Below are 26293 nucleotides of genomic sequence, written 5' to 3'. Positions count from 1 at the left end.
AGCCGCGGCCCCGACCGCCTAGCTGTTCGCAGCGAAGGTCCGATCCCAGACATGGCCATCCAGATCCTCGGCATGGACGGTGATCGGCTGGCCATTGGGGTCAAAGGCAAAGCGAAAAACCGGATCCTCGCTGACGGAAATCCCGGCCTGCATGGAAAACAGCAGCTCATCGCCCTGACGGACCTGTAGCTTGTCGATGAAATTCGCCGGAATGTTCAACAGCGTGACCTGATCGCGCTGCAGTCCCGAAAACATCGGGTGGCGGATCATCAGCGTGCCGATGGTGCGGCCATCGGCCGTGGCGGTTTTCCAGCGCATCTGCCCCATGCTGGATTCGACCGCGGCCATGTCCTTGCCCGCCGGGGCCGAACAGCCGCCCGATGCCTTCACGAAGCGCCCCGCCATGACCTTGGACCCATCCGCCCGGTCGCCAATCGCGCGGATATCGGAATAGGCATCGACGCGGACCCGGATCTCGAAGTCCAGGGGCATCAGGGCGGGGCCGAAGGAATATTCCGCCGCGACGGGGGCGGGATTCTCGTCGATCACCAAGGTCAGTCCGGTCAGTGGCGCGGCATCGCTGGGCTGCGTCAGCCGGATCGGAACGATGGCCGCATCATGGGCGCGGGTCGGCGCGTCCAGATCAAGTGTCGCGGGGTCCAAAGGCGGTTCGGCGGACAGACCCACGACGCTTTCGCGCAGGTCGTTCCATGTCTGGGATGGCTGCAACGGGTTTTCCTGCGCCAAGACGGGCGAGGCCAGAAAAAGCCCGGCCAGAAGCCATGCTTTCATCGTCTCATCCTCCCTTTTTCATGCGCCGATAGACGAATTCCGTCCTGTCTGCGCCCGCATCCTGTTCGGCGCGTGCGACGACCTGCGCATGCAGCGGGGATTTGGAACAGACCGGATCGGTGGCCCGTGCATCCCCGGCCAATGCCATAGCTTGGCACCGGCAGCCGCCAAAATCCACGGTTTTCCGCTCACATGATCGGCATGGTTCGGCCATCCATTCGGTGCCGCGAAAGGCGTTGAACGCGTCCGAATGGTGCCAGATCTCGCCAAGGCTGCGGTCGCGGACATTGTCGAACCGCATCCAGCCGATGGATTGCGCCGCGTGGCAGGGCAGGACCGATCCGTCCGGCGCGACATTCAGCCCGGTGCTGCCCCAGCCGCCCATGCAGGCCTTGGGATAGACGGCATGGTGATCGGCGGGAACATAGTCGATGACCATGCGCCCGCGCAGCCGCAAGCGGGCGTCATTGACCACCTGACGCGCAAAGCCCGCCTGATCGCGCGTCGGCATCAGCGCGGCGCGGTTCAGGTCGGCCCAGCCGTGGAACTGGACGGTCGCGACCTCGATCCGGCGCGCGCCCAGCCGTTCGGCCAGCGCGATCATGTCGGGCAGGCGTTCCATGTTCTGGCGGTGGACGACGGCGTTGATCGTCAGGGGAAAGCCGATCTGGGTGACCCAATCGGCGAAGCCCATCTTCTTGTCCCATGATCCGGGATGACCGCTGATCCGGTCGGCCATGTCGGGGCGGATGCCCTGCAGCGACAATTGCACATGATCGACGCCTGCGCGGTCCAGTTCCTGAAGCCGGTCGCGGGTGATCCCGATGCCCGAGGTGATCAGGTTCACGTAAAGCCCCGCATCGCGGGCATGGCCGACGATCTGCGCCAGATCGCGCCGCGCCCCCGGTTCCCCGCCCGAGATATGGACCTGTAGCACGCCCAGTTCGGCGGCCTCGCGGAAAACCCGGCCCCAATCCTCGGCCGGCAGTTCCTGTGCCGCGCGGGTCAGTTCGACCGGGTTGCTGCAATAGGGGCAGGCCAGCGGGCAGCGATGGGTGATTTCGGCCAGCATCGCCATCGGCAGGCCCGGCGTGACGGGGTTGCCGTCCAGATCATGTGGCGCGGGCTGGTCCTTCATGGCGCGTCCTTCACGAAGACCATGCGTCTTTCGATCAGGCCGGTCAGAAAGTCGCGGATGTCGCCGGCGATCTGTTCGACAGGGGCGTGATAGCGGGCGGCAAGCGCGGCGGCGATGCTGTCCAGACTGCGTTTTCCGTCCAGCTCCGACAGGATCGCATCGCCGATCGCATCCAGTTGCATCGCCCGTTCCGGGGCCTGCAGCACCCGGATGCCGCGCACGCGATCATCCTGCAGCCGCACGCCGCGCGGCAGATAGGGCACGTCTTCGGGCGCGATCAGCGGGGCGGCGGTCATCGGGCCATCCCTTCGCCGGGGCGCCAGGCGCCGGGGGGAATATTGCGCTCGACATAGCCGTGCCACAGCGCGTCCAGCTGGGCCCACAGGACATCGGTCTTGAAGATCAGCGCCGCCGCCGCCGCATCCTGTTTTTCGCGGGTATCGGCATGGGTCAGCACGTAATCCAGACCGAATTTCACATCCTCGGGGGCCTCGGTCAGGCGTTTTTTGAAATAGGCGAGGCTGCTGTCATCGGCGAAATCGTAATGCGCCAGCAGGCCTTCGATCCGCTGGGCATGGATCCGGGGGGCGAACAATTCGGTCAGGCTGGCGGCCACCGCATCCAACAGCGGCATATCGCGGACAAAGCGCACATAGGCGTCCACGGCGAAGCGGGTGGCGGGCATGATGCCCGCGCCGCTGGCGACGTAATCGGGGTCCAGCCCGACCGCCTGCGCCAGCGCCAGCCAGCGCCGGATGCCGCCGCCTTCGGTCACGCCGCCATCGTGATCCTCGATCCGTTTGCGCCAGGCGCGGCGCAGGGCGGGATCCTCGACCCGTGACATGAAGGCGGCGTCCTTCATAGGGATGCGCGACTGGTACATCCAGCGGTTGATGACCCAGGCGCGGACCTGATCCGGGGTGCAGTCGCCGCCATGCAGCCGGGCGTGGAACGGGTGCCGGTCGTGATAGCGTTCGGCCCCGATGGCCCGCAGACGGGCTTCAAAATCGTCGCGGCCTTGCGGTCCCTGCGGCAGGTCTTTCATGGCGCGATCTCCATTCCGTCGCGGGCGATCCGCCAGCCGGCCGCACGCGCTTCGGCGGTTTGCGGGCTGTCGGGATCGGTCAGCGGGTTCGAGTTGTTCAGATGCACGAAGATGCGTTGTCCGATGGTCAGGTCCGCAAGGCTGCGGATGCTGTCCTGCGCCGACATATGCCCCATGCGGCGACCGGTTTTCTGGCCCAGCCCCATGCGGATCATCTCGTCATCTTCCCAAAGGGTGCCGTCGAACAGCAGCGCGTCCGCGCCGCTGATGCGGTCGGCCAGCCAGTCGGGCATATCGGCGCAACCGGGAATATACAGCGCGCGGCGATCCTTGCTGCGCAGTTCGACCCCGACGGTGGTTTCGCCGACCAGCCCGGTTTCGACCACGGCGCCTTCCTGATACAGCGGCACCTTGCCGGGCACCGCAAACAGCGTCGCGGTCAGGCCCGGCAGAAGGTCGATGGTCTGATCCAGCGCGACCGTCCGGCGCGGCACCAGATCGTCGCGCAGCGCGGTCAGCATCGGGTTCTGCGCCAGCGCGTCGTGAATCGCGGCGGTCGCGAACAGATCGAAGGGCTGGCTTTCGCGCAGGGTCAGCAGACCCGCGACATGGTCGATATCACCATTGGTCACAAGAACCGAACGCAGCGGCATCTGTCGCGGCCCCGACGGATGCAGCGCCGGTGTCGCGGCCAGTTGCATCCGGATATCGGGCGAGGCGTTCAGGATCGCCCATTCACCCCCATCCGCGCTGACCGCGATGGAACTTTGGGTCAGCGACGGGATCCGCCCATGCCGCGCCGCGGCACAATTTGCGCAGCCGCAATTCCACTGCGGCAGCCCACCGCCCGCAGCCGCGCCCAGAATGATGATCTTCATGCGCCCTCACATGCGAACGGCCCTGCCCGAGCGGTTCGGACAGGGCCGTGTCCTGAATGCCCTGTCCGGATCAGAACAGGACGGGCTCGTCCTCGGCCGGGGCATACATGTTGATTTCCATGCCGCAGGCGATTTCCTTCAGGGTCGGTTTGGTCCAGGCCATCGGTTTCCTCCTCCTAGATCAGCTGCCGTGACAGATCACGACTGGATTTTATGGTAGTTGGGATGCAGGGTGGGTCAACAAGACCAAGGTCGCATGTTGGATTTATTAACCCGATGCGGCCCTGAAACGGGAAGGTTCGGCAATGATCCATCTCATTTTGACCGCCTGTCTTGTCACCCAACCCGGTGCCTGCGGCCCGATCCTGTTGCCGCAGGGGCAGGCCGACGACATGAAATCCTGCCAGAACGGCGCAGACCGAATCAGCCGGAACTGGCTGTCGGACCATCCCGAACTTGCGGGGCAGGCGACGACATGCCTGCCCGCCGACAAGCTGCCCACGCTGAAACTGGACCAGATCGCGCCGGGGGTTTTCGTTCACCTGGGCGAAACACGGCAGCTTGAGGACAGCGACAGCGGACAGATCGCGAATCTGGGCGTCGTGGTTGGTGATCTGTCGGTCGCGGTGATTGATGCGGGTGTGTCGCGGATACAGGGGCAGATGCTTTATGCTGCGCTGCGGCAGATCACCGACAAGCCGATCAGTCATCTGATCCTGACGCATATGCATCCCGATCACGTTCTGGGTGCCTCGGTCTTTGCCGAGGCGGGCGCGCAGATCTGGGGGCATCATGCGCTGCCCAATTCGCTGACTTTCCGGCAGGATCGTTATCTGGAAAATCTGGCGCGGCTGTATTCGCCGCAAGCCATGATCGGGACGCGGGTCGTGCTGCCCGATCATGCGGTCCGTGACGTGGCGCAGATCGATCTGGGCGGGCGTGTGCTAAGCCTGATTCCGGCCCGGACCGCGCATACCGACAATGACCTGATGGTGCGCGACGACCGCGAACAGGTGTTGTTTGCCGGTGATCTGGTCTTTCGCGACCTGACCCCGGTGGTCGATGGATCGCTGACCGGATGGCTGGACTGGCACAGGCTGCCGCCCAGCCCGATGCCGCGCCTGATCGTGCCGGGTCATGGGCCTGTGGCGCAGGATTGGGAAAGCGCCATCGGTCCGCAACGCGCGTTTCTGGTCGCGCTGGCCGATGCGACGCGGGCGCAGATCGCGGCGGGCAAGCCGATGTCAGCCGCCGTGCCACAGATCGCGCAGGATCTTGCGCCGTTTGAACCCGGCTGGAACGCCTTTGCCCCGACGGTCGCGCGCGACGCCACCGCAGCCTTCAAGGAACTGGAATGGGAATGACGGCGCTGTACCACTGAAACTTGTCTGGGTGATAGCGATAACTTGACGTGCGGGGATTTGGCGCAGAAGCTTCAGGAAAAATCAGGGAGGACGATGTGAAGACTTTCTACACAAGCGTGGCGGTGCTGGCGCTGACGGCGGGTCTGGCGCAGGCGCAGATGGTGATCGAGCCGGGCAGCGACGACCGCATCAATTGGCAAAGCCTTGAGGATTTCAAAGCCGCGCATGGCGATCTTGAAGGCCAGTCCTTTACCGTGCTGGGCCCTTGGCTTGGCCCGGATCAGGAATTGTTCAGCTCGATCTTTCCCTATTTCGAGGATGCGACCGGGGCGACGGTCAACTATTCCGGGTCGGACAGTTTCGAGCAGCAGATCGTCATCGACAGCGAGGCAGGCTCGCCCCCCGATGTCGCGGTGTTTCCGCAACCCGGCCTGGCCGCCGATCTGGCCAGAAAGGGTTATCTGACCGATCTGGGCGACGAGACCGGCCAGTGGATCAGGGACAATTACGCCGCCGGCGAAAGCTGGGCCGCGCTGTCGACCTATGAAGGTGCGGACGGGGCCGAACATACCTATGCCTTTCCCTACAAGGCGGATGTGAAATCGCTGGTCTGGTATGTCCCCGAGAATTTCGAGGACATGGGCTATGAGGTTCCCGAAACCTACGAGGATCTGAAGGCGCTGACCGAACAGATCGTGGCGGATGGCGAAACGCCCTGGTGTATCGGGCTGGGCTCGGGTGGGGCGACCGGCTGGCCCGCGACCGACTGGGTCGAGGATATCATGCTGCGCATGAACAGCCCCGAGGATTACGACGCCTGGACCACCAACGACCTGCCCTTCAACGATCCCAAGGTCGTCGCCGCGATCGAGGAATTCGGCTGGTTCGCCAAGAACGAAGATCATGTCGCGGGCGGGTCCGGGGCCGTGGCCTCGACCGATTTCCGCGACAGCCCGAAAGGTCTGTTCGACAGCCCGCCCGCCTGTTTCATGCATCGTCAGGCCAGTTTCATCCCGTCCTTCTTCCCGGAAGGGGTCGAGATCGGGTTGGATGCCGATTTCTTCTATTTCCCGGCCCCCGCCGAGGGTGATCTGGGGCAACCGGTTCTGGGCGGCGGCACGCTGTTTTCGGCGCTGTCCGACAATCCGGCCGCGCTGGCCTTCATCCATTTCCTGAAAACGCCCGCCGCGCATGAGATCTGGATGGCGCAAAGGGGCTTCCTGACGCCTCATACCGGCGTCAACACCGACGCCTATGGCGATGAGACGCTGCAAAAGATGGGTCAGATCCTGCAGGATGCGACGACCTTCCGCTTTGACGGGTCGGACCTGATGCCGGGGGCCATCGGCGCGGGCGCCTTCTGGACCGGCATGGTCGATTTCACCGGCGGCAAATCCGCGCAAGAGGTCGGCGACCAGATCCAGCAGACCTGGGACACGATCAAGTAGCACCACCCAAGATAGGGCGCGGCGCGGGCAGACCCCGCGCCGCGCCATAGCAAAGCGGGGGTAACGGGATGGAACTGTTCTGGCTGGCCATCAGCACCATCGCCATCGGCGTCTTCGGATGCGTGGCGTGGTTCTGGGGATCGAATATGGTCCTTGATACGATCTACCCGCCCAAGGGGCCGAATGCGGGCGACAATATCCGCAAGGCCAACCAGATACGGCCCTGGCTGTTTCTGGGCCCGGCAATCCTGTTTCTGACCATGTATCTGGTCTATCCGGTCATCGACAGCCTGTGGCGGTCGCTGCACAACTCCACCGGCAGCCGTTTCGTCGGTGTCGACAACTATACCTGGCTGCTGGGCGACGGGAAATTCCGCGAATCCATGCGCAACAACATGCTGTGGCTGCTGGTCGTGCCGGCGCTGTCCACGCTGTTCGGGCTGATCGCGGCGCAGCTGACCGACCGGATCAGATGGGGCAATATCGGCAAGTCGCTGATCTTCATGCCGATGGCGATCAGCTTTGTCGGCGCGGGCGTGATCTGGAAGTTCATATACGAATTCCGCGCCGAGGGCGAAACCCAGATCGGGCTGCTGAACTGGATCGTGACGCGGCTGGGCGGCGATCCGCAGATCTGGCTGACGCTGATCCCGTGGAACAATTTCTTCCTGATGATCGTGCTGGTCTGGATCCAGACCGGCTTTGCGATGGTGATCCTGTCGGCGGCCCTGCGCGGCATCCCCGAGGAAACCATCGAGGCCGCGATTCTGGACGGCGCCAGCCCGCTGCAGGTTTTCATGAAGATCAAGGTGCCGCAGATCATGGGCACGATCGCCGTGGTCTGGACCACCATCACCATCGTCGTGCTGAAGGTCTTTGACATCGTCTTTGTCATGACCAACGGCCAATGGGGCACGCAGGTTCTGGCGAACCTGATGTATGACTGGATGTTCCGTGGCAGCCCCGATTACGGGCGCGGCTCGGCCATTGCCATCGTACTGATGATTCTGGTGACGCCGATCATGGTCTGGAACATCCGCAACGCCCGCAAGGAGGTCCGCTGATGGACGGGATGGCCGGACAGAAATCCACGCTGGTATGGGTCGTCAATATCTGTGCCTTCCTTCTGGTTCTGCTGTGGACGATTCCCACGCTGGGCCTGTTCGTGTCGTCGTTCCGCGATCGCGACCAGATCGCCAACAGCGGCTGGTGGCAGTCGTTTTCCGCGGCCGAACAGACCGGTTTTGTGCGCACCGGCACCGATGACGATGCGGTGCAGGAGGGTGGGTTGTACGTCATCGAGGGGAACGTGACCGAGGGCGATCAGACGCTGGTCGCCTGGGGCACCGGCGCGCGCGACCCGGCCCGGTTTCAGCCCGGCGACACGACCGAGATCGAGGATGGCTGGCAACTGACCGTCAATGCCGATGGCAGCTATCGCCTGACCTCGCCCGAACCGTTCGAGATGCGGCGCGGCGAGCGAATCTTTACCACCACCGAGGTGCCGCCGAAATTCACCACAGGCAATTATCAGCGCGTCCTGACCGCCGAGGGGCTGGGCCGCGCCTTCATGAACACGCTGACGGTGACGATCCCGGCGACGGTGATCCCGATCCTGATCGCGGCCTTTGCGGCCTATGCGCTGGCCTGGATGGAATTTCCCGGCCGCGCGATCCTGACCGCCGCCGTGGTGGGCCTGCTGGTGGTGCCGTTGCAGGTGTCGCTGATCCCGCTGCTGAGGCTGCATAATGAGATCGGCATCGGCAAGGGCTATCTGGGGATATGGCTGGCCCATACCGGATTTGGCCTGCCACTCGCGGTCTATCTGCTGCGCAACTACATGGTCGGCTTGCCGCGCGAGGTGATCGAAAGCGCCCGCGTCGATGGCGCGACCGAGTTCCAGATTTTCCGCCGGATCATCCTGCCGCTGTCCTTCCCGGCGCTGGCCAGTTTCGCGATCTTCCAGTTCCTGTGGGTGTGGAACGATCTGCTGGTTGCGACCGTGTTTCTGGGCAACACGCGGGAACAGTTGGTGATGACCGGCGTTCTGCGCGAATTGATGGGCTCGAAAGGCGGGGAATGGGAAATTCTGGCGACCTCGGCCTTCATCTCGATCGCGGTGCCGCTGATCGTGTTCTTTGCAATGCAGAAATATCTGGTCCGCGGGCTGCTGGCCGGATCCGTGAAAGGTGGATGATTTGACGGAAAACAAGACGGAATGGTGGAAGGGCGGGATCATCTATCAGATCTATCCCCGCAGTTTTCAGGACACGACCGGCGATGGCGTTGGCGATCTGGCAGGCATCGCGCAGCGCCTGCCCTATGTCGCCTCGCTGGGGGTGGATGCGGTCTGGATATCGCCTTTCTTCACCTCTCCGATGAAGGATTTCGGCTATGATGTCAGCGATTATCGCGGCATCGACCCGCTGTTCGGCACGATGGAGGATTTCGACTGGCTGATCGAGCGGGCCCATGATCTGGGCCTGAAGGTGATGATCGATCTGGTGATGTCGCATACCTCGGACCAGCATCCGTGGTTCAAGGAAAGCCGCGCCAGCCGCGACAACCCGAAATCCGACTGGTATGTCTGGGCCGACCCCAAGCCCGACGGCACGGTGCCGACGAACTGGCTGTCGATCTTTGGCGGCAGCGCGTGGCAATGGGATGCGCGGCGCGAACAATACTACCTGCACAACTTTCTAAGCCAGCAGCCGGATCTGAATTTCCACAATGCCGAGGTGCAGGACGCGCTGTTGCAGATGGCCGAATTCTGGCTGGACAAAGGCGTCGACGGCTTTCGTCTGGATACGATCAATTTCTATTTCCACGATGCCCAGCTGCGCGACAACCCGCCGCTGGCCCCGGAACTGCGCAAGGCCGACACCGCGCCCGCAGTGAACCCCTATAACCATCAAAGCCACAAATACGACAAGTCGCAGCCCGAAAATCTGGCCTTTCTGGAACGCTTTGCCGCCAAGCTTGCGCCGCGCGGCGCGGTCGTGGTGGGCGAGATCGGCGACAGCGAACGCGGGCTGGAACTTCTGGAGGAATATACCGGCGTGCCGGGCCGGGTGCAGATGTCCTATGTGTTCGACTTCCTGTCGGGCGAGGATCTGCCCGCCGCGCGGATCGTGCAGGTCTTTGACCAGTTGCAGGCGACGGCGCCGAACAGCTGGCCCTGCTGGGCGATGTCGAACCATGATGTCGCACGCCATATCAGCCGCTGGAATCTGAGCGATCAGGCGGCCAAGGCCTATGCGACGGTGCTGATGTGCCTGCGCGGTTCCGTCTGCCTGTATCAGGGCGAGGAACTGGGCCTGCCCGAGGCCGAATTGCAGTTCGAGGATCTGCGCGACCCGTATGGCATCGAGTTCTGGCCTGAATACAAGGGCCGCGACGGGTGCCGGACGCCGATGGTCTGGGACATGGGCGTGAATGGCGGCTTTTCGACCAGCCAGCCATGGCTGCCGGTGCCCCATGCCCATCTGCAACGCACCGTCGTCGGGCAAGAGGCCGACGCCCAGTCCGTCCTGCATCATTATCGGTGGGCGATCGGGCTGCGCAACAAGCACAGCGCGCTGCGATTGGGAAGCATGTCGGACATGTCGGCCCAGGGGCCGGTCCTGTCCTTCATCCGCGCAGACAGCGAGCAGACCCTTCGGATCAGGGCCAACCTGTCGGATGACGAGGCCGCCGGCCTTGCGCCCTGGCAGGTCCAGATCATCGAAGGCTAGGGCAGGTTCAGGGGAGGAAACCGGATGGCCGATCTGAAACTGGAAGGCGTCGCCAAATCCTATGGCGACGTTCAGGTCCTCAGCGATATCGACCTGACCATCGCATCGGGCGAATTCATCGTTTTCGTCGGCCCCTCGGGCTGTGGGAAATCGACGCTGTTGCGGATGATCGCGGGGCTGGAACGGATCAGCGGCGGCACGCTGCAGATCGACGGCCAGCGGATGAACGACATCCCGCCCAGCCAGCGCGGCATCGCGATGGTGTTTCAGTCCTATGCCCTTTATCCGCATATGACGGTGCGCGACAACATGGCCTTCGCGCTGAAGATCGCGGGGCAGTCCAGGGACCAGATCCGCGAGGCGACCGACCGCGCGGGCAAGATGCTGCAACTGACGCCCTATCTGGATCGCCTGCCCAAGGCGCTGTCGGGTGGCCAGCGACAGCGCGTGGCCATCGGCCGGGCTATCGTGCGCGACCCCAAGGTCTATCTGTTCGACGAACCGCTTTCCAATCTGGACGCGGCGCTGCGCGTCGCCACCCGGATCGAGATCGCGCAGCTGAAGGCATCCATGCCCGACCGGACCATGATCTATGTCACCCATGACCAGACCGAGGCGATGACGCTGGCCGATCGGATCGTGGTTCTGGCGGGGGGCGGCATCGCGCAGGTCGGCGCGCCGCTGGAACTGTATGAACGGCCGGTGAATGAATTCGTCGCCCAGTTCATCGGCAGCCCGGCGATGAACCTGTTGCCCGGCAAGGTCACAGCGGTGGGCGACATGACGACCGTCGCGCTGGATGGCGGCGGCGTGGCGCAGGTTGCGATCCCGACCCGCGAGGGCGATCAGGGCATGGCCGTCAATCTGGGCGTCCGCCCCGAGGATATGCGCGAAACCGACGGCGATGCGATCTTTGAAGGGCAGGTCGATCTGACCGAAGCCCTGGGCGAGGTGACGCTTTTGTATTTCGGCACCAATCAGGACAGCGTGCCGGTGATCGCCAAGCTGCCGGGCATCCATACCGGGCTGAATGGCAAGACGGTGCGCCTGACCGCCGATCCCCACGCGCTGCACCTGTTCCATGACGGGCAATCGCTGCTGTATCGTGATGGCGCGGACCTGCCGCCGTACCGGCCCAGAACCACCGCCGCGGCGGGCAGCGTGGGGGGCGCGGACGGCGCGGCCTCCATGCCCGGAAGGTCCGATACGGGCGATGACCGGATCGAGGGTGGCACGATCAAACCCGAAGGCCCGGCCCGCTAGGCAACCGTCGGCCTATTCGACCAAAGTCGCAGCCTGCCGCGCCGCGCATCTGCTATAATCTTCCCAAGCTGGGAGGAATCATGACGCAACGCAGCCACGCAGATATCGTGGCCGAGCGGTCGCAATCCGCATCCGCGAGCTCGGCCCTGACGGCGTCCTGGCGCCGGTCGCTGATGCGCTATGGGCTGGATCCGGGCGCGGGACGCCGCCCCGACCGCCTGAGCCATGCTGAACTGGCCGAGCGGCGCCTGCTGATGGAACAGTTCCTGACCTGCGCCGCCCCGCAACTGGATCAGCTGTATACGCTGGTCGGGTTGTCGGGCTGCAATGTGCTGCTGACCGACGCGACCGGCGTGGTGCTGGATCAACGGGTCAGCGACGCGGATGCGGCGCAATTTCGCGATTGGGGTCTGTGGCAGGGCGCCGACTGGTCCGAGGCCGCGCAAGGCACCAATGGTATCGGCACCTGTCTGGCCGAGGGGCGCCAGATCACCATTCATCGCGACGAACATTTCCACACTCGCAACACCGGCATGTCCTGCATGGACGCGCCGATCTGGGGGCCGGACGGGCGGTTGCTTGCGGCGCTGGATGTCAGTTCGGCGCGGGCCGATCAGACCGAACGCTATAACCGGCTGATCGGTGCGCAGGTCGCCCAGACCGCCCGCGCCATCGAGGCGGTCTATTTTCGCGCCAGCTTTCCCAAAGCACGGATCGTCCTGGCCTCGGACGATCCAGCCGAGGCGGCGACGCTGCTGGCGGTGGACAAGGACGATCTGGCCATTGGCGCGACGCGGGCCGCCCGCCGCGCGCTGGGGCTGGAACGCGAAGGCGATTTCCGGCCACGACCAGCGGCCGATCTGCTGGGCCGTGATGACAGTCTCAGCGGGTTCGACAAGGCCGAACGCGCCGCCGTTGCCCGCGCGCTGGCCCGGGCCGAGGGCAATGTCTCGGCGGCGGCGCGGGCCTTGGGGATCGGACGCGCGACCCTGTACCGGCGCATGGCGCGGCTGGGTCTGGGCGAAAGATGACGGCACTGTCTCACCGGTGAGACAGTTGCCCGCGACCGCGACCTTGGTCCTGTTGAAACGAATCCGCTGACGGCCAAGGTTGAAGTCATATCCAGGGACGGGAGCCCTGGCACATCAGAGGAGGAAGCCAACCATGCCGAACGATCAGGCACATGAATTCAAGGGTGTCGGCGTCATGCCCTTCGCCAAGCGCTATGACAATTTCATCGGCGGGCAATGGGTCGCGCCCAAGACCGGACGCTATTTCGTCAACACCACCCCGATCACCGGCGGCGAAATCGGCGAGATTGCCCGTTCCGGCGCCGAGGATATCGAGGCCGCGCTGGATGCCGCCCATGCCGCCAAGGACAAATGGGGCCAGACATCGGCCGCCGAACGCGCCAATATCCTGAACAGGATCGCGGACCGGATCGAAACCAACCTGGAACTGCTGGCCACCGCCGAGACCTGGGACAATGGCAAGCCGATCCGGGAAACCATGGCCGCCGACCTGCCGCTGGCGGTCGATCACTTCCGCTATTTCGCCGGGGTCCTGCGTGCGCAGGAAGGCGGAATCTCCGAGATCGATCACGACACCATTGCCTATCACTTCCACGAACCGCTTGGCGTGGTGGGACAGATCATCCCGTGGAACTTCCCGATCCTGATGGCGACCTGGAAGCTGGCCCCGGCACTGGCCGCCGGCAACTGCGTGGTGCTGAAACCCGCCGAACAGACCCCGGCCGGGATCATGGTGCTGATCGACCTGATCGGGGATCTGCTGCCGCCGGGCGTTCTGAACATCGTGAACGGTTTCGGCCTGGAGGCCGGCAAGCCGCTGGCCAGCAATCCGCGCATCGCCAAGATCGCCTTTACCGGGGAAACCACCACCGGTCGACTGATCATGCAATACGCGTCGGAAAACCTGATCCCGGTGACGCTGGAACTGGGGGGCAAATCGCCCAACATCTTCTTCCAGGATGTCGCCCGCGAGGATGACGACTATTTCGACAAGGCGATCGAGGGCTTTGTGATGTTCGCGCTGAACCAGGGCGAGGTCTGCACCTGCCCGTCGCGCGCGCTGATCCACGAATCGATCTATGACAGGTTCATGGACCGTGCCCTGCAACGGGTGAAGGACATCGTGCAGGGTGACCCGCGCGACAGTGCCACGATGATCGGCGCGCAGGCCAGCAGCGAGCAGAAGGAAAAGATCCTGTCCTATTTCGACATCGGTCGCAAAGAGGGCGCCGAGGTTCTGACCGGCGGCGAGGCGGCCGATCTGGGCGGCGAATTGTCCAGCGGCCATTACATCAAGCCGACGATCCTTAAGGGCCACAACAAGATGCGGGTCTTCCAGGAGGAAATCTTTGGTCCCGTGGTATCTGTGACCACCTTCAAGGACAATGACGAGGCCCTGTCGATCGCCAATGACACGCTTTACGGGCTTGGCGCGGGCGTCTGGTCGCGCGAGGCGAATACCTGCTATCGCTTTGGCCGCGCGATCAAGGCGGGCCGGGTCTGGACCAACTGCTATCACGCCTATCCGGCCCATGCGGCCTTCGGCGGCTACAAGCAGTCGGGCATTGGGCGTGAAAACCACCGCATGATGCTGGATCATTATCAGCAGACCAAGAACATGCTGGTCAGCTATAGCCCCAAGAAGCTGGGCTTCTTCTGATCATGCTGCAATCGGGTCGGGCCTTCGGGCCCGGCGCGTTCCCGCAACCCGCGGGGGACTTGAGGCGTTGGGGCGGAACGCGTTCTCCCTGCCGGATTGCCCCGATGCCCAAGGACAGCCCCATCATCGACCCCAAGGATGCCGCCCGCAGCGCCGGGCTGTTCCATGTGGGCGACGACATGCCGGGCCTGACCCGCGTGCGGGCGGGCAAAGGGTTCAGTTTTCGCGATGAACAGGGCCGCACGATCCGCGATGCACGCACCCGCAAGCGGCTGCTGTCCCTGGCCATTCCGCCGGCATGGACGGATGTCTGGATCTGTCCCGATCCCGACGGGCATATCCTTGCGACCGGGCGCGACGCCAAGGGGCGCAAGCAATATATCTATCACCCAGATTTCCGGGCGTTGCGCGACAGCGCCAAATACGACCACATGCTGGAATTCGCAGCCGCGCTGCCGGTCATTCGCGACCGTGTGGATCAGGACATGCGCCGCCACGGCACCCCCTTCGACAAGATCGTGGCAACCATCGTCTACCTGCTGGAACACAGCCTGATCCGGGTCGGAAATTCCAGCTATGCGCGGAAGAACCGGTCCCACGGGCTGACGACGTTGCGCGAACGCCATGTCGACCTGCAAGGCAGTCGCGTCCGGTTCCGTTTTCGGGGCAAGTCGGGCAAGGAATGGGATCTGGGTCTGACCGACCGGCGCGTGGCGCGGGTGATCCGGTCATTGCAGGACATCCCCGGCCAGCATCTGTTCCAGTATCTGGACGATGATGGCGACAGGCGGCGCGTGACCTCGGGCGATGTGAACGACTATCTGCGCGATGTCACGGGACGCGAGGTGACGGCCAAGGATTTCCGCACCTGGACCGGCACCGTGCTGGCCGCGATCGCGCTGCACGAATGCGAACGCGCCGACAGCAAGGCCGCCGCCAAGGCCAATCTGCGCATGGCCATCGAACAGGTCGCCGCGCGGTTGGGAAACACGCCGACGATCTGTCGCAAATGCTATGTCCATCCGCAGATCATAGATGCCTATCTGGCGGATGAACTGAAACTGGAACTGCAAGATGAAATCGCGGAGAATCTGTCCCGCGCGGATCTGCGCCCCGAGGAAGCGCAGGTCCTGAAATTCCTGAGGAGGAGGTTGAAGACATGAGCACCGTCACCGCCACGCCAGAGGCGCTGGACCTGATCGCCGACATCACCGCCGATCACGGGCCGGTCCTGTTTCACCAGTCGGGGGGCTGCTGCGACGGGTCCAGTCCGATGTGCTATCCGCAAGGCGACTTCAAGGTCAGCGACCGTGACGTGATGATCGGCGAGATCGGCGGCGCGCCCTTCTACATCTCGGCCAGTCAATACGAGACGTGGAAACATACCGATCTGGTCATCGATGTGGTGCCGGGGCGCGGCGGGATGTTCAGCCTGGACAACGGGCGCGAAAAGCGGTTCCTGACCCGGTCCGAGGTTTGCGGCATCTGAACGGCCTGCGCGATTGTCGGCAGGGCGGGCTTGTCCTATAACCCCCTTGACCAAATGGGGGTTCGATCATGGCATACAGCATCTTCATCGACGGCGAGGCAGGAACGACGGGTCTTCAGATCCGCGAACGTCTGACCCGGCGCGATGATATCCGCCTGATCCAGATCGACCACGAACGCCGCAAGGATGCCGCCGCCCGGCGCGACGCCTTTGCCGAGGCGGATATCGCCATCCTGTGCCTGCCCGACGATGCCGCCCGCGAGGCGGTCGATCTGTCGCGCGATCTGGATGTGCGTCTGATCGACGCCTCGACCGCGCATCGGGTGCATGACGACTGGGTCTTTGGCTTTCCCGAACTGAACGGCGACAACCGCGACCTGATCGCCGAGGCGCGGCTGGTCAGCAACCCCGGCTGCTATTCGACCGGCGCGATCGCCATGCTGGCCCCGCTGGTCGCGGCCGGCCTTGTCGATCCTGATGAACTGCTGTCGATCAACGCGGTCAGCGGCTATACCGGTGGCGGCAAGGCGCTGGTGGCGGAATACGAGGATGGCGACGCGCCCGCGCATTTCGTCTATGGCCTGACCCAAAGACACAAGCATATTCCCGAAATCATGGTGCATGGCGGGCTGAACCTTCAGCCGGTCTTTGCACCCTCGGTCGGGAATTTCGCGCAGGGCATGGCGGTGCAGCTGCCGCTGCATCTGGGCGAGGGGCGCAGCATGGCCGATCTGCAACAGGCGCTGGCCGCGCATTACGAGGGTCAGAACTTTGTCCGCGTGCTGGATCTGGATCAGGTCGGCGCCCGCATCGTCCCGACCGTGCTGAACGGCAGCAACATGCTGGAAATCAGCGTGCAGGGCGACGAGGATAACGGCTGTGCCACCATCGTCGCGGTGCTGGACAATCTGGGCAAGGGCGCGTCCGGGGCGGCGGTGCAGAACATGAACATCATGCTTGGACTGGACGAAACCACCGGCTTGTAAGGGGGATCAGGGATGAGCGCAGCGATCACCCCGGAAGAGGCCGCGCGCCACAGCGCCAAGATGGCCAAAATCAAGGCCGCCCGCGACCGGATGATGGCCACCAAGACGGGCGAAAAGGGCCTGATCATCGTCCATACCGGTCCGGGCAAGGGCAAATCCAGCAGCGGCTTTGGCATGATCATGCGCTGCATCGGTCACGACATGCCCTGCGCCGTGGTGCAGTTCATCAAGGGCACATGGGATACCGGCGAAAGGCGCATCCTGACCCGGCATTTCGCCGATCTGTGCCAGTTTCACATGATGGGCGAAGGCTTTACCTGGGAAACGCAGGACCGGGAACGCGATCTGGCGGCGGCGGCGGCGGGCTGGGCAAAGGCCCGCGACTTGATCCGCGACGACCGCAACCGCATGGTCCTGCTGGATGAAATCAACATCGCCTTCCGCCTTGGCCTTCTGGATCCGATCGAGGTTCTGGAGTTTCTGGCCGAGGAAAAGCCCGCCATGACCCATGTCGTCCTGACCGGCCGCAACGCGCCCGATGCGTTGATCGAGGCGGCTGATCTGGTGACCGAAATGGGCGCGGTGAAACATCCGTTCCGCGACGGGGTGAAGGCGCAACCGGGCGTCGAATTCTGACGTCGCCCGCTTTCCCGGCAGTTTATGAAATCGTGATCGGGCGTGAACGAAAATCGCCTTTGCGTGTTGTCTTGGCGGGCGGCGGCACGCAGCATGGTGGCGCGGCCTGAACCCTGGCCATGCAACCGCAAGAAAGTCGATGACCCCGCCTGACCTGCCCGAAGATGCCGCCCTGTTTCTTGATTTCGACGGCTGCCTTGTCGAAATTGCCCCGACCCCGGATTCGATCACTGTTCCCGACGCCTTGCCCGACCTGCTGGCGCAGCTGCATCGGCGGTTGCAGGGGGCGGTCGCGTTGATATCAGGGCGCAATGTCGATGATCTGCGCCGTTACCTGCCCGAATTTCCGGGGGCCATCGCCGGCAGCCACGGGGCCGAGCTTGCCCTGCCGGGGCAGCCGATCCAACCGCCCGCGGGCGAGGGCATCGATATCCCCGCGCTGCATCAGCAGGCGCAGGACATCGCCGCGGCGCATGATGGCGTGCTGATCGAACCAAAGCCGCATGGCGTGGTGCTGCATTACCGGGCGCGCCCCGATCTGGCAGAATGGGCGCAGGCTGCGATGGATGAACTGGCGGCGGGCTATCCGATGTTGGCGATCCAGCCTGCAAAGATGGCGTTTGAACTGCGCCCGAAGGATGCGGGCAAGGATCGTGCCTTGCTGCGCCTGCTGGCGTCCGAGCCCTTTCTGGGGCGGGTGCCGGTCTATGCCGGCGACGACCTGACCGATGAGGTCGCGATGGCGGCGGCGCAATCGCGCGGCGGCTTTGGCATCAAGATCGGCGACGGTGACAGTGTCGCGCGCTATCGCCTGCCGGATCCGGCGGCATTGGCACAGTGGCTGGCAAGGTAACAGGGGGGAACATGTCCAGATTGGTTGCCGTTTCGAACCGATTGCCCTTGGGCGACAACCCGTCGGGCGGGCTGGTTGTCGCGCTTGCGGATGCGCTGCGCAGCTCGGGCGGGCTGTGGGTCGGCTTTTCCGGCGAACAGGCCGAGGAACCGGCCGATCGGCTGGTCTTTCACGATGGTGCGCCCTTCGAACGCGCCTCGTTCGATCTGACGCCGACCGATTACGAGGCCTATTATCTGGGCTATTCCAATTCGGTCCTGTGGCCGGTCTGTCATGGCCGGCCCGACCTGATGCATATCCACCCCGAGGAACTGGAGGGTTATCGCCGCGTCAATGCCCGCATCGCCGATCTGCTGGTGCCGCATCTGCGCCCCGACGACCGCATCTGGGTGCAGGATTACCACCTGTTTCCGCTGGCCGCCGAATTGCGCAGCCGGGGTGTGACGGCGCGGATCGGGCATTTCCTGCATATTCCCTTTCCCGGCCCGTCGGATATGGCGACGCTGCCCAACCCGGATGAGATGTTCGACTGGCTGTCGCATTACGATCTGCTGGGCTTTCAGGCCGAACGCGATCTGTCGAATTTCGTTGAAAGCGCGCGGCAACTGGCCCGGATCGAACCCCTGGCCGAAGGGGGCTATTGCCTGAACGGGCAGGAAACCCGTGCCGGTGTCTTTCCCATCGGGATTGATACCGCCGCCTTCATCGAAGAGGCCCGCCATGCGCAGGTCGAGGATCGGATGCGCAGCCTGACCGGGTCCGAGATCATGATCGGTGTCGATCGTCTGGATTATTCCAAGGGCATCCCGCACCGATTTCGCGCCTTTCAACTGCTGCTGGAAAACAACCCCGATCTGCATGAATGCATTTCGTTTTTGCAGATCGCGCCGCCGACACGCGAAGAGGTCGAGGCCTATCGCGATATCCGCGAGGAAACCGAACATCTGGCGGGCCGCATCAATGGCCAGTTCGCCACGGTGAACTGGACGCCGATCCGCTTTATCCACCGACCGCTGCCGCGCAAGGTTCTGGCGGGGCTGTATCGTCAGGCGCGGATCGGACTGGTCACGCCGCTGGCCGACGGGATGAACCTTGTCGCCAAGGAATTCGTCGCCGCGCAGGACGTGTCTGATCCCGGCGTGCTGATCCTGTCGCGTTTCGCCGGGGCGGCCGAGACGATGGAGGATGCCCTGATCATCAACCCCCATGACACATGGGAACTGGCCGAGGCGATGGCCTGCGCGATCCGCATGACCCCGAATGAACGCAGGCGACGCCATTCGGCGCTGCTGCAAGGGGTGATCGAAAACGATATCGGCTGGTGGTCCGCGACCTATCTGGATGCGCTGAACTGATCGCGCCGGCGCAAGCGTGACGGGCAGGGCGGGACCGATCTGCGCAAAAAACGGGCAATGTGACGCAGTCGGTCGCCCGATTGTCGCAAAGGCTGCCAGGAGATCGCCTTTGCCGGGTAAGCTGATCTCATGCGATGGCACGGCTGTCGCACCATTTCCTCCCAGCCCGGGACACCGGGTGTCCTGGAAAAGCCGCCCGTTTCTTGGCCGACCTCTCCCTCCGTCGGCCGGGAAGGGCGGCTTCTTTTTGCGATCAGAACGGGACCGGTGCGTTGAAGCTTTGCTGAATGCCGGTTTCGGGATGTTTCACCCGCAGGCTTTCGGCATGCAGCATCAGGCGCGGATGGTCTGCCGCCCAGCCCGTCGCGTATAACGGGTCGCCAAGGATCGGATGGCCGCTTTCGGCCATGTGCACACGCAGCTGGTGGCTGCGCCCGGTCACCGGCGACAGGCGGACGCGGGTTTCGTGATCTTCTGCCTTCATCACTCGCCAATCGGTCACGGCGGGCTTGCCCGCTTCGTGATCGACCTTCTGGCGCGGCCGGTTCGGCCAATCGACGATCAGTGGCAGATCGACCCGCCCGGTCTTGGGCTGCAACCGACCTGCGACGCGCGCGACATAGGCTTTCTTGGTGCGCCGTTCCTCGAACTGCTTGGACAGGCTGCGCTGTGCATGCGGCGTCAGGCCGAAGATCATCACGCCAGAGGTGTCCTGATCCAGCCGATGTACCAGGAGGATCGTCGGAAAGGCCCCGCGCAGGCGTTCGATCAGGCAATCGGCCTTGTCTGGGCCGCGCCCCGGCACCGACAGCAACCCCGAAGGTTTGTTGACCACCAGAATCTCGTGGTCGGCATGGATGACCCGGGGCGCGTCCTGTGGCGGGTCGTAGACAAAGCTCATTTCGCGACAAGGCGGATCGCAAGCCCTGCGAACATCACCGCCGCGATCCGGTTGACCAGACCCAGACGCTTGCCGATGACCTGACCGGCCAGTCCGCCGACGATGCCATAGCCCATCGTGACCAGCGTGCCGGTGAAGGCGAAAATCAGGCCAAGGCCAAGGATCTGCTGCCAGATCGGTCCCCAGGCGGCATTGGTGAACTGCGGCAGGAAGGCCAGCAGGAACAACACCGGCTTGGGGTTAAGCGCATTCGACATGAAGCCGCGGCGGATGATGTTCCAGGGCCGCACGCTGCCGCGCGCACTTGGGTCGACGGGGCCTGCGGTCCAGCTTTTATAGGCCAGCCACAGCAGATAGGCCGCGCCGACATATTTGATCGCACGCAGCGCCTCGGGGTGGGCGGCGACGACGGCGCCAAGGCCGACGGTGGCCATGGTCAGATGCATCAGCACCCCCAGACCCACGCCCAGGCCGGCCAGGATACCGGCGCGCGTGCCGCCCTGAATGCCGCAGGCACTGGCGAAGAACACATCCTGTCCGGGTGCGAAGTTCAGCACCAGCCCGCCCGCAAGGAAGGCCAGCAACTGCGCCGAGGGAATATTGGCGATGGTGTCCCAGATCATCGGGTCCTACTGCTCCTGTGAAGGCAGATCATCGGTCAGCGCGTAATAGTCGCCCTTGTCCGCCGTGAAGATATGGCTACGAAGCCGCAGTTGCGTCGGATTGTCCAGCGCCCCGGGCGATACCGAAAGCGTGCGCCGCCCCTTGGGCCGCCAGAACAGCGAGCTGCCGCAGGTCGCGCAAAAGCCCCGCTCGGCCTGATCGGACGAGGCATACCAGCGTAGGCTGTCGCCGGAAACCTGCGGCTCTTCCAGGTGGAACGAGGCCCAGACATGCCCCGACCAGCGGCGGCACTGGCCGCAATGACAGGCGGTCACCGCGTCACCCGGGATGCGCCCGGTAAAGGTCACGCCGCCACACAGGCAGGTGCCCGTTGCCTCAAAGCTGTCCGAATGCGTCATCCAGAATATCCTTCAATGCGGCCGCGTCGGCCTCATTGAAAGCATCGGGGCGGTCGCTGTCGATGTCCAGTACGCCGATCAAACGGCCGCCCTTGCCAAATACAGGCAGCACGATTTCCGACCGGGTCGAGCTGGCGCAGGCGATATGGCCGGGAAAGGCATCGACATCGGCAACCAGCTGCACCTGACCGGTCCGCGCCGCGGCCCCACAGACGCCGCGCGAGAACGGGATCACCAGACAGCCATGCCCGCCCTGATAGGGCCCGATCTTCAACAGCTCGGGGGCGGTCACGCGGTAAAAGCCGGTCCAGTCGAACCTGTCGTCCGAATGGTGCAGTTCGCAGGCGATGGTCGCCATCAGCGCAACCTCGTCGGTTTCGCCTTCGGTCAGGGCGCGGATGCGCGCAGCGATATCGGTATAATCGGTCATGCCGATCTATCTATGTCAGGCCACGCGCGGCGAAAAGGGGCCAGATCGCGCGGTCTAGCCGTTCCCCGCATCCTCGAATCGCAGGCGGATGGCGAAGGGCTCTGGCTGTGCCGCGCGCATCAGCTGCCCGACGCTGATTTTCAGCCGACCGGGAAGATCGCCGACAAAGATCCGGTCGCTGCGCGCGTCCCAGCCGGGGCCGGTGAAGATGATGTTGCGCCCGCTGGCGACCTCGATGCTGATATTCTGTCCGCGCGGCAGCTTGATGTCGTAACAGACCATCCCGTCGGCCGGGGCGGTACCCTTGATGTCGCCGGTGGTGAAGTTCGCGGGCAGGGTGACGGATTGGCACCCTTGCGCGGCGGCGGGCAGGGCCGGAAGGCCGCACAGCACGGCCAGAACTGCGGTCGTTCGAAGCATGACATATCCCCTTGAAACCAGATCACACCACAAGCTTGCGGGCCAAACCGATTCGTTTCAACGCAGTCGCCCGTTTACCCGGATGCCGGGTTGCGCCAATCTGCGTGCCATGACCCGTTTCGGCCTGACCTCGCGCCTTCTTCTGGTGATCCTTGCGGTGCAGCTGGCGCTGTTTGCGGCGCTGGCGGTGGTGCGGGTCAATGGGCTGCGCGGTGAAATCGCGGCCGAAAGCCGGCTGGCGGCACAGACGGCGCGGTCGCTGGTTCTGGCGACGGTCGGCACGATGCAGGGCGCGGTGCCGCCCGATCGGGTGATGGCGCTGCTGCCTGACCGGCTGGTGCCGCCGCGCCATACCCGGATCGGGGTGCTGGACCCGCGCGACGGCACCGTGCGTCAGCCCGTCGCCCCGCCCGAGACCTATGACCCCGCCCCCGCCTGGTTCGCGGCACTGGTCGCACCCGCGCCACTGGAAACCCGCCTGCCGGTGTCGCTGCAGGGGCGGCTGCGCGGTTTCGTCTATATCGGGACCGATCCGGGGGCCGAGATCGCGGCGGCCTGGCGCAGTCTCCGTGCCATGCTGGGGCTGGCGGCCTTCGCGGCGGTGGCGCAGACGGCGCTGATCTGGCTGGCGACGCGGCGGGCGCTGCGGCCCGTGGCGCTGATCGCGGCACGGCTGGGCGATCTGCGCCGGGGCGATTTGTCCGCGCGGGTCGGGCCCATTGCCCAGCCGGACCTGTCGCCGGTTGCCGATGGCGTCGATGAACTGGCGGCCGCGTTGCAGCAGGCACAGGCACAGACCGCGCATCTGCAACGGCAGGTGATCGGGCGCGCGGATGCCGAACGCAAATCCATCGCCCGAGATCTGCATGACGAGATGGGGCCCTGTCTGTTCGGCCTGCGGGTCGAGGCGGATGCCCTGCACGAGGCGGCGCCATCGCAGGCGATCCGTGACCACGCGATCGCCATTTCCACCATCGCCGAGGAAATCGCCCGCGTGAACCGCGCCCTGCTGGACGACCTGCGCCCCGTGGCCATCGGGCAATTGCCGCTGGCAGGCGTGCTGACCGATTATGTCGAGGATCTGCAGCGCCGGTTCGGTCATGTCCGGTTCGAACTGGATCTGATGCCGGGTCTGCCCGAACCCGACGAGGCCACGGCCCTGACCCTGTTCCGCATCCTGCAAGAGGGCACGACCAATGCACTGCGGCATTCGGGCGCGCGGGGCGTGACGATCCGTCTCTGGACCGATCCGGCGGATTGGCGCATGATCCTTGCCGATGACGGACAGGGCATGGCCGCCGACCACCGCGAAGGCACCGGGCTGACCGGAATGCGCGAACGGATCACGGCGCTGGGGGGCAGCCTTGGCTTGTCTTCGACACCGAATGGAACCACGCTGGATGCCCGCCTGCCGCGCTGGCAGGGGGCAGAAGGACAACCCGCATGAAACACGCGCTGGTCATTGACGATCATCCCATCACCCATCTGGGCGCCAGCCGTCTGCTGCGCGATCTGGGTTATGACAGCGTCGGTCAGGCCATGTCGGGCGAAGAGGCGCTGGACCAGATCCGATCGGGCGAACTGCCCGCGCTGATCGTTTTGGATATCAGCCTGCCGGGCAAGGGTGGGCTGGATCTGGTTGCGCCGCTGCGGCAGGCCGCGCCGGATGCGCCGATCCTGATCTTTTCGATGAACGATCAGACCGGTTTTGCCGCCCGCGCCCTGCAGGCCGGGGCGAATGGCTTTCTGTCAAAGAACGCCGCCCCCGAGGATTTTCGCGCCGCGATCCGTCAGCTTGAGGCCGGCGAATTCTACCTGTCGCCGAAACAGGCGGTCGCGCTGGCAACGTTGCGTGCGGGGGCAAGCGCGGACCCGCTGTCGGCGCTGAGCGACCGCGAACGGCAGGTTCTCGCCCTGATCGGGCGCGGGATGGGGCTTCAGGCCATCGCGGATGATCTGGGTGTCAGCTACAAGACGGCGGCCAACACCTCATCCTCGCTGAAGAAGAAACTGGGCGTCGAAGGGATCAACGGCTTGATGAAATTTGCACTGGAAAGCGGGGTCTGATGCTGGCCTGGTTCGGACTGGATGACACTGCATCGCCGGGCGAGTCCGACCGCCTGCTGGCCGATCTTGCGCAGGACATGGCCGCGACGGGCCATCGCGTTGCCGGGGCGATCCAGATCAACCGCGATCTGGGCCCCGACTGCGCCTGCGACATGGATCTGATCGTTCTGGGCGACGAGACGAACCCGATCCGCATTTCGCAATCCCTGGGGGGTGGGTCCAGCGGTTGTCGCCTGGACACGGGCGCATTGGAACTGGCGGCGGCGCGGCTGCAGTCCCGGATGGACGGGGCCGCGCTGATGATCCTGCCGAAATTCGGGCGGCAAGAGGCCGTGGGCCGTGGGTTTCGCGATGTGATCGGGCAGGCCATGTTGCAGGGTATCCCCGTGCTGCTGCATGTGCCGCGTCAACAGCGGCAGGCGTTTCAGGATTTCGCGCAGGGCATGGCCACCCGCCTGCAACCCGCCGATCTTGTGACATGGTGCCACCGTCAACTGACCGAGGCCGCATGACCGCAGGGGCCGAAATCGACGCGCGCGGCCTTTTGTGCCCGCTGCCGGTGCTGCGTCTGCGCAAGGCATTGCTGTCGCTGTCGCCGGGGGCACGGGCCGTTCTGATCGCGACCGATCCGGCGGCGATAATCGACGTGCCGCATTTCTGTGCCGAGGCCGGGCATCGTCTGCTGGGCATGCAGGATCGTCCCGACGGCGCACGCGCCTACACGGTGCAGCGCGGCCCCGACCCTTCCCCGGATATCCAGACTGACATGACGCCATGATGACCAGCTTTCGCGGCCACCGGAAACGCTTTGCCGATCTGTCCGAAGCGGAAATCCTTGCCCTCGCGATTTCCTCCGAGGAAGACGATGCCCGGATCTATCGCAACTGGGCGGCGTTTCTGTCGGCCGATTACCCCGCCACCGCCGCCGTGTTTTCCGGCATGGCCGAAGAAGAGGATGCGCATCGCCGCCTACTGATCGATGCGTTTCAGGAACGGTTCGGCGATGTCATCCCCGTTGTCCGGCGAGAGCATGTGGCGGGCTATTACAGCCGTCGCCCCGCCTGGATGATGCAGAACATGTCGCTTGAGGCGATCCGCGACGAAGCCGCGCTGATGGAACATGACGCGGCCGAATTCTATGCCCGCGCCGCGCAGACCAGCACCGATGCGGGTATCCGCAAGTTGCTGGGCGATCTGGCCGCGGCCGAACGCGGCCACGAGGCCCGCGCCGACATCCTGATGGAACAGCACCTGTCCCCCAAGGCCCGCGCCGAGGAAGAGGCCGTCGCCCATCGCGATTTCGTGCTGACATGGGTGCAGCCGGGACTGGCCGGATTGATGGATGGCAGCGTCTCGACCCTGGCGCCGATCTTTGCGACGGCTTTTGCCACGCAGGACCCCTGGACGACCTTTCTGGTCGGTCTGGCCGCCAGCATCGGCGCGGGGATCAGCATGGGCTTTACCGAGGCCGCGTCCGATGACGGCGTGGTGTCCGGGCGCGGCTCGCCGTTGAAACGCGGGATCGCTTCTGGGGTGATGACGGCGGTCGGCGGACTGGGCCACGCGCTGCCTTATCTGATCCCGCATTTCTGGACCGCCACGATCATCGCCATCTGCGTCGTGTTCGTCGAACTCTGGGCCATCGCCTGGATCCAGAACCGCTGGATGCAGACGCCATTCTGGCGCGCGACCTTGCAAGTGGTGGTCGGCGGTGGTTTGGTCTTGGCCGTGGGGGTGTTGATCGGTTCCGGATAGCCCCTTGATAAGGAACGGGGGGATGG

Annotated in this window: 30 protein-coding genes; 19 read left to right on the top strand and 11 right to left on the bottom strand. The window is 64.5% G+C overall.

Annotated features, from left to right (window positions below; translation table 11 throughout):
- Positions 1-18: 18 nt before the first annotated feature.
- From BMX67_RS03830 to pqqA, 6 genes are all read right to left on the bottom strand, one after another.
- Positions 19-792, bottom strand: coding sequence for a quinoprotein dehydrogenase-associated SoxYZ-like carrier (locus BMX67_RS03830; RefSeq protein WP_090732624.1), 774 nt, complete (start codon positions 790-792; stop codon positions 19-21).
- A gap of 4 nt (positions 793-796) precedes the next feature.
- Positions 797-1930 (bottom strand): pyrroloquinoline quinone biosynthesis protein PqqE, encoded by a 1134-nt coding sequence (gene pqqE / locus BMX67_RS03825; RefSeq protein WP_090732622.1) that lies wholly within the window; start codon positions 1928-1930, stop codon positions 797-799.
- Positions 1927-2226 carry a pyrroloquinoline quinone biosynthesis peptide chaperone PqqD gene (gene pqqD, locus BMX67_RS03820; RefSeq protein ID WP_090732621.1) on the bottom strand — a complete coding sequence of 100 codons (300 nt, stop codon included), beginning with the start codon at positions 2224-2226 and terminating at the stop codon, positions 1927-1929. The genes pqqE and pqqD overlap by 4 nt, the downstream gene beginning before the upstream one ends.
- Positions 2223-2975, bottom strand: coding sequence for a pyrroloquinoline-quinone synthase PqqC (pqqC, locus tag BMX67_RS03815; protein WP_090732619.1), 753 nt, complete (start codon positions 2973-2975; stop codon positions 2223-2225). Before pqqC ends, pqqD begins: the two co-directional genes overlap by 4 nt.
- Positions 2972-3853 (bottom strand): pyrroloquinoline quinone biosynthesis protein PqqB, encoded by an 882-nt coding sequence (gene pqqB / locus BMX67_RS03810; protein ID WP_090732617.1) that lies wholly within the window; start codon positions 3851-3853, stop codon positions 2972-2974. Before pqqB ends, pqqC begins: the two co-directional genes overlap by 4 nt.
- 70 nt (positions 3854-3923) lie before the next feature.
- Entirely contained in the window at positions 3924-4016 is a 93-nt protein-coding gene (pqqA, locus tag BMX67_RS03805; RefSeq protein WP_076522366.1) for a pyrroloquinoline quinone precursor peptide PqqA, read from the bottom strand.
- A 142-nt stretch (positions 4017-4158) separates the two neighbouring features.
- On the opposite strand from pqqA, the gene BMX67_RS03800 reads away from it, so the two are divergent.
- The 14 genes from BMX67_RS03800 (at position 4159) to BMX67_RS03735 (ending at position 19672) form a co-directional block, all read left to right on the top strand.
- On the top strand, positions 4159-5217 hold the full coding sequence (locus BMX67_RS03800) for a quinoprotein relay system zinc metallohydrolase 2 (RefSeq protein ID WP_090732616.1): 1059 nt from the start codon (positions 4159-4161) through the stop codon (positions 5215-5217).
- A 158-nt stretch (positions 5218-5375) separates the two neighbouring features.
- Positions 5376-6665, top strand: a complete 1290-nt coding sequence (locus BMX67_RS03795) for an ABC transporter substrate-binding protein (protein ID WP_090732887.1) — start codon at positions 5376-5378, stop codon at positions 6663-6665.
- Positions 6666-6733: 68 nt separating this feature from the next.
- Complete coding sequence (locus tag BMX67_RS03790; protein ID WP_090732614.1) at positions 6734-7729, top strand: carbohydrate ABC transporter permease; 996 nt, start codon at positions 6734-6736, stop codon at positions 7727-7729.
- A complete protein-coding gene (locus BMX67_RS03785) occupies positions 7729-8862 on the top strand; it encodes a carbohydrate ABC transporter permease (protein WP_090732612.1) in 1134 nt (377 codons plus the stop codon). Before BMX67_RS03790 ends, BMX67_RS03785 begins: the two co-directional genes overlap by 1 nt.
- A 1-nt stretch (position 8863) precedes the next feature.
- Positions 8864-10399: an alpha-amylase family glycosyl hydrolase gene (locus BMX67_RS03780; protein WP_090732886.1), complete on the top strand. Its 1536-nt coding sequence runs from the start codon at positions 8864-8866 to the stop codon at positions 10397-10399.
- Positions 10400-10423: 24 nt separating this feature from the next.
- Positions 10424-11662, top strand: a complete 1239-nt coding sequence (locus BMX67_RS03775; RefSeq protein ID WP_090732611.1) for an ABC transporter ATP-binding protein — start codon at positions 10424-10426, stop codon at positions 11660-11662.
- Between the two features lie 80 nt (positions 11663-11742).
- Positions 11743-12693, top strand: a complete 951-nt coding sequence (locus tag BMX67_RS03770) for a GAF domain-containing protein (RefSeq protein ID WP_175479801.1) — start codon at positions 11743-11745, stop codon at positions 12691-12693.
- Between the two features lie 133 nt (positions 12694-12826).
- Complete coding sequence (adh, locus tag BMX67_RS03765) at positions 12827-14353, top strand: aldehyde dehydrogenase (RefSeq protein ID WP_090732609.1); 1527 nt, start codon at positions 12827-12829, stop codon at positions 14351-14353.
- 104 nt (positions 14354-14457) lie between these two features.
- Positions 14458-15516, top strand: a complete 1059-nt coding sequence (locus tag BMX67_RS03760) for a DNA topoisomerase IB (protein ID WP_090732607.1) — start codon at positions 14458-14460, stop codon at positions 15514-15516.
- Positions 15513-15842: a DUF779 domain-containing protein gene (locus BMX67_RS03755; RefSeq protein WP_090732606.1), complete on the top strand. Its 330-nt coding sequence runs from the start codon at positions 15513-15515 to the stop codon at positions 15840-15842. Before BMX67_RS03760 ends, BMX67_RS03755 begins: the two co-directional genes overlap by 4 nt.
- 68 nt (positions 15843-15910) lie before the next feature.
- Positions 15911-16828: an N-acetyl-gamma-glutamyl-phosphate reductase gene (gene argC / locus BMX67_RS03750; RefSeq protein ID WP_090732604.1), complete on the top strand. Its 918-nt coding sequence runs from the start codon at positions 15911-15913 to the stop codon at positions 16826-16828.
- A gap of 12 nt (positions 16829-16840) precedes the next feature.
- Entirely contained in the window at positions 16841-17464 is a 624-nt protein-coding gene (cobO, locus tag BMX67_RS03745) for a cob(I)yrinic acid a,c-diamide adenosyltransferase (protein ID WP_090732603.1), read from the top strand.
- Between the two features lie 139 nt (positions 17465-17603).
- Complete coding sequence (gene otsB / locus BMX67_RS03740) at positions 17604-18317, top strand: trehalose-phosphatase (RefSeq protein WP_090732602.1); 714 nt, start codon at positions 17604-17606, stop codon at positions 18315-18317.
- An 11-nt stretch (positions 18318-18328) separates the two neighbouring features.
- Positions 18329-19672 (top strand): alpha,alpha-trehalose-phosphate synthase (UDP-forming), encoded by a 1344-nt coding sequence (locus BMX67_RS03735; protein ID WP_090732600.1) that lies wholly within the window; start codon positions 18329-18331, stop codon positions 19670-19672.
- Positions 19673-19925: 253 nt separating this feature from the next.
- Here BMX67_RS03735 and BMX67_RS03730 read toward each other — a convergent pair whose 3' ends face one another.
- Genes BMX67_RS03730 through BMX67_RS19510 form a run of 5 tightly spaced genes read right to left on the bottom strand, consistent with a single transcriptional unit; the run spans position 19926 to position 22445 of the window.
- Positions 19926-20573, bottom strand: coding sequence for a pseudouridine synthase (locus BMX67_RS03730; RefSeq protein ID WP_090732599.1), 648 nt, complete (start codon positions 20571-20573; stop codon positions 19926-19928).
- Complete coding sequence (locus BMX67_RS03725) at positions 20570-21196, bottom strand: LysE family translocator (RefSeq protein ID WP_090732598.1); 627 nt, start codon at positions 21194-21196, stop codon at positions 20570-20572. Before BMX67_RS03725 ends, BMX67_RS03730 begins: the two co-directional genes overlap by 4 nt.
- Positions 21197-21202: 6 nt before the next feature.
- Positions 21203-21595 (bottom strand): GFA family protein, encoded by a 393-nt coding sequence (locus BMX67_RS03720; protein WP_090732596.1) that lies wholly within the window; start codon positions 21593-21595, stop codon positions 21203-21205.
- Positions 21573-22025 carry a GAF domain-containing protein gene (locus BMX67_RS03715; protein WP_090732595.1) on the bottom strand — a complete coding sequence of 151 codons (453 nt, stop codon included), beginning with the start codon at positions 22023-22025 and terminating at the stop codon, positions 21573-21575. The genes BMX67_RS03720 and BMX67_RS03715 overlap by 23 nt, the downstream gene beginning before the upstream one ends.
- A gap of 54 nt (positions 22026-22079) precedes the next feature.
- Complete coding sequence (locus BMX67_RS19510) at positions 22080-22445, bottom strand: hypothetical protein (protein WP_175479800.1); 366 nt, start codon at positions 22443-22445, stop codon at positions 22080-22082.
- Positions 22446-22554: 109 nt separating this feature from the next.
- Between BMX67_RS19510 and BMX67_RS03705 the strand changes: the two genes are divergently transcribed.
- Genes BMX67_RS03705 through mbfA form a run of 5 tightly spaced genes read left to right on the top strand, consistent with a single transcriptional unit; the run spans position 22555 to position 26267 of the window.
- Positions 22555-23892 carry a histidine kinase gene (locus BMX67_RS03705; RefSeq protein WP_175479799.1) on the top strand — a complete coding sequence of 446 codons (1338 nt, stop codon included), beginning with the start codon at positions 22555-22557 and terminating at the stop codon, positions 23890-23892.
- Positions 23889-24512: a response regulator gene (locus tag BMX67_RS03700; protein ID WP_090732590.1), complete on the top strand. Its 624-nt coding sequence runs from the start codon at positions 23889-23891 to the stop codon at positions 24510-24512. Before BMX67_RS03705 ends, BMX67_RS03700 begins: the two co-directional genes overlap by 4 nt.
- Complete coding sequence (locus BMX67_RS03695; RefSeq protein WP_090732589.1) at positions 24512-25024, top strand: DUF2478 domain-containing protein; 513 nt, start codon at positions 24512-24514, stop codon at positions 25022-25024. The genes BMX67_RS03700 and BMX67_RS03695 overlap by 1 nt, the downstream gene beginning before the upstream one ends.
- Positions 25021-25290: a sulfurtransferase TusA family protein gene (locus BMX67_RS03690; RefSeq protein ID WP_090732588.1), complete on the top strand. Its 270-nt coding sequence runs from the start codon at positions 25021-25023 to the stop codon at positions 25288-25290. The genes BMX67_RS03695 and BMX67_RS03690 overlap by 4 nt, the downstream gene beginning before the upstream one ends.
- Entirely contained in the window at positions 25290-26267 is a 978-nt protein-coding gene (mbfA, locus tag BMX67_RS03685; protein ID WP_090732586.1) for an iron exporter MbfA, read from the top strand. The genes BMX67_RS03690 and mbfA overlap by 1 nt, the downstream gene beginning before the upstream one ends.
- Positions 26268-26293: the final 26 nt, after the last annotated feature.

The organism is Paracoccus homiensis (assembly GCF_900111675.1).
GTDB classification, from domain to species: Bacteria; Pseudomonadota; Alphaproteobacteria; order Rhodobacterales; family Rhodobacteraceae; genus Paracoccus; species Paracoccus homiensis.
Note: the sequence above shows the minus strand (reverse complement) of the source record. Positions and strands in the feature narration are given on the sequence as shown.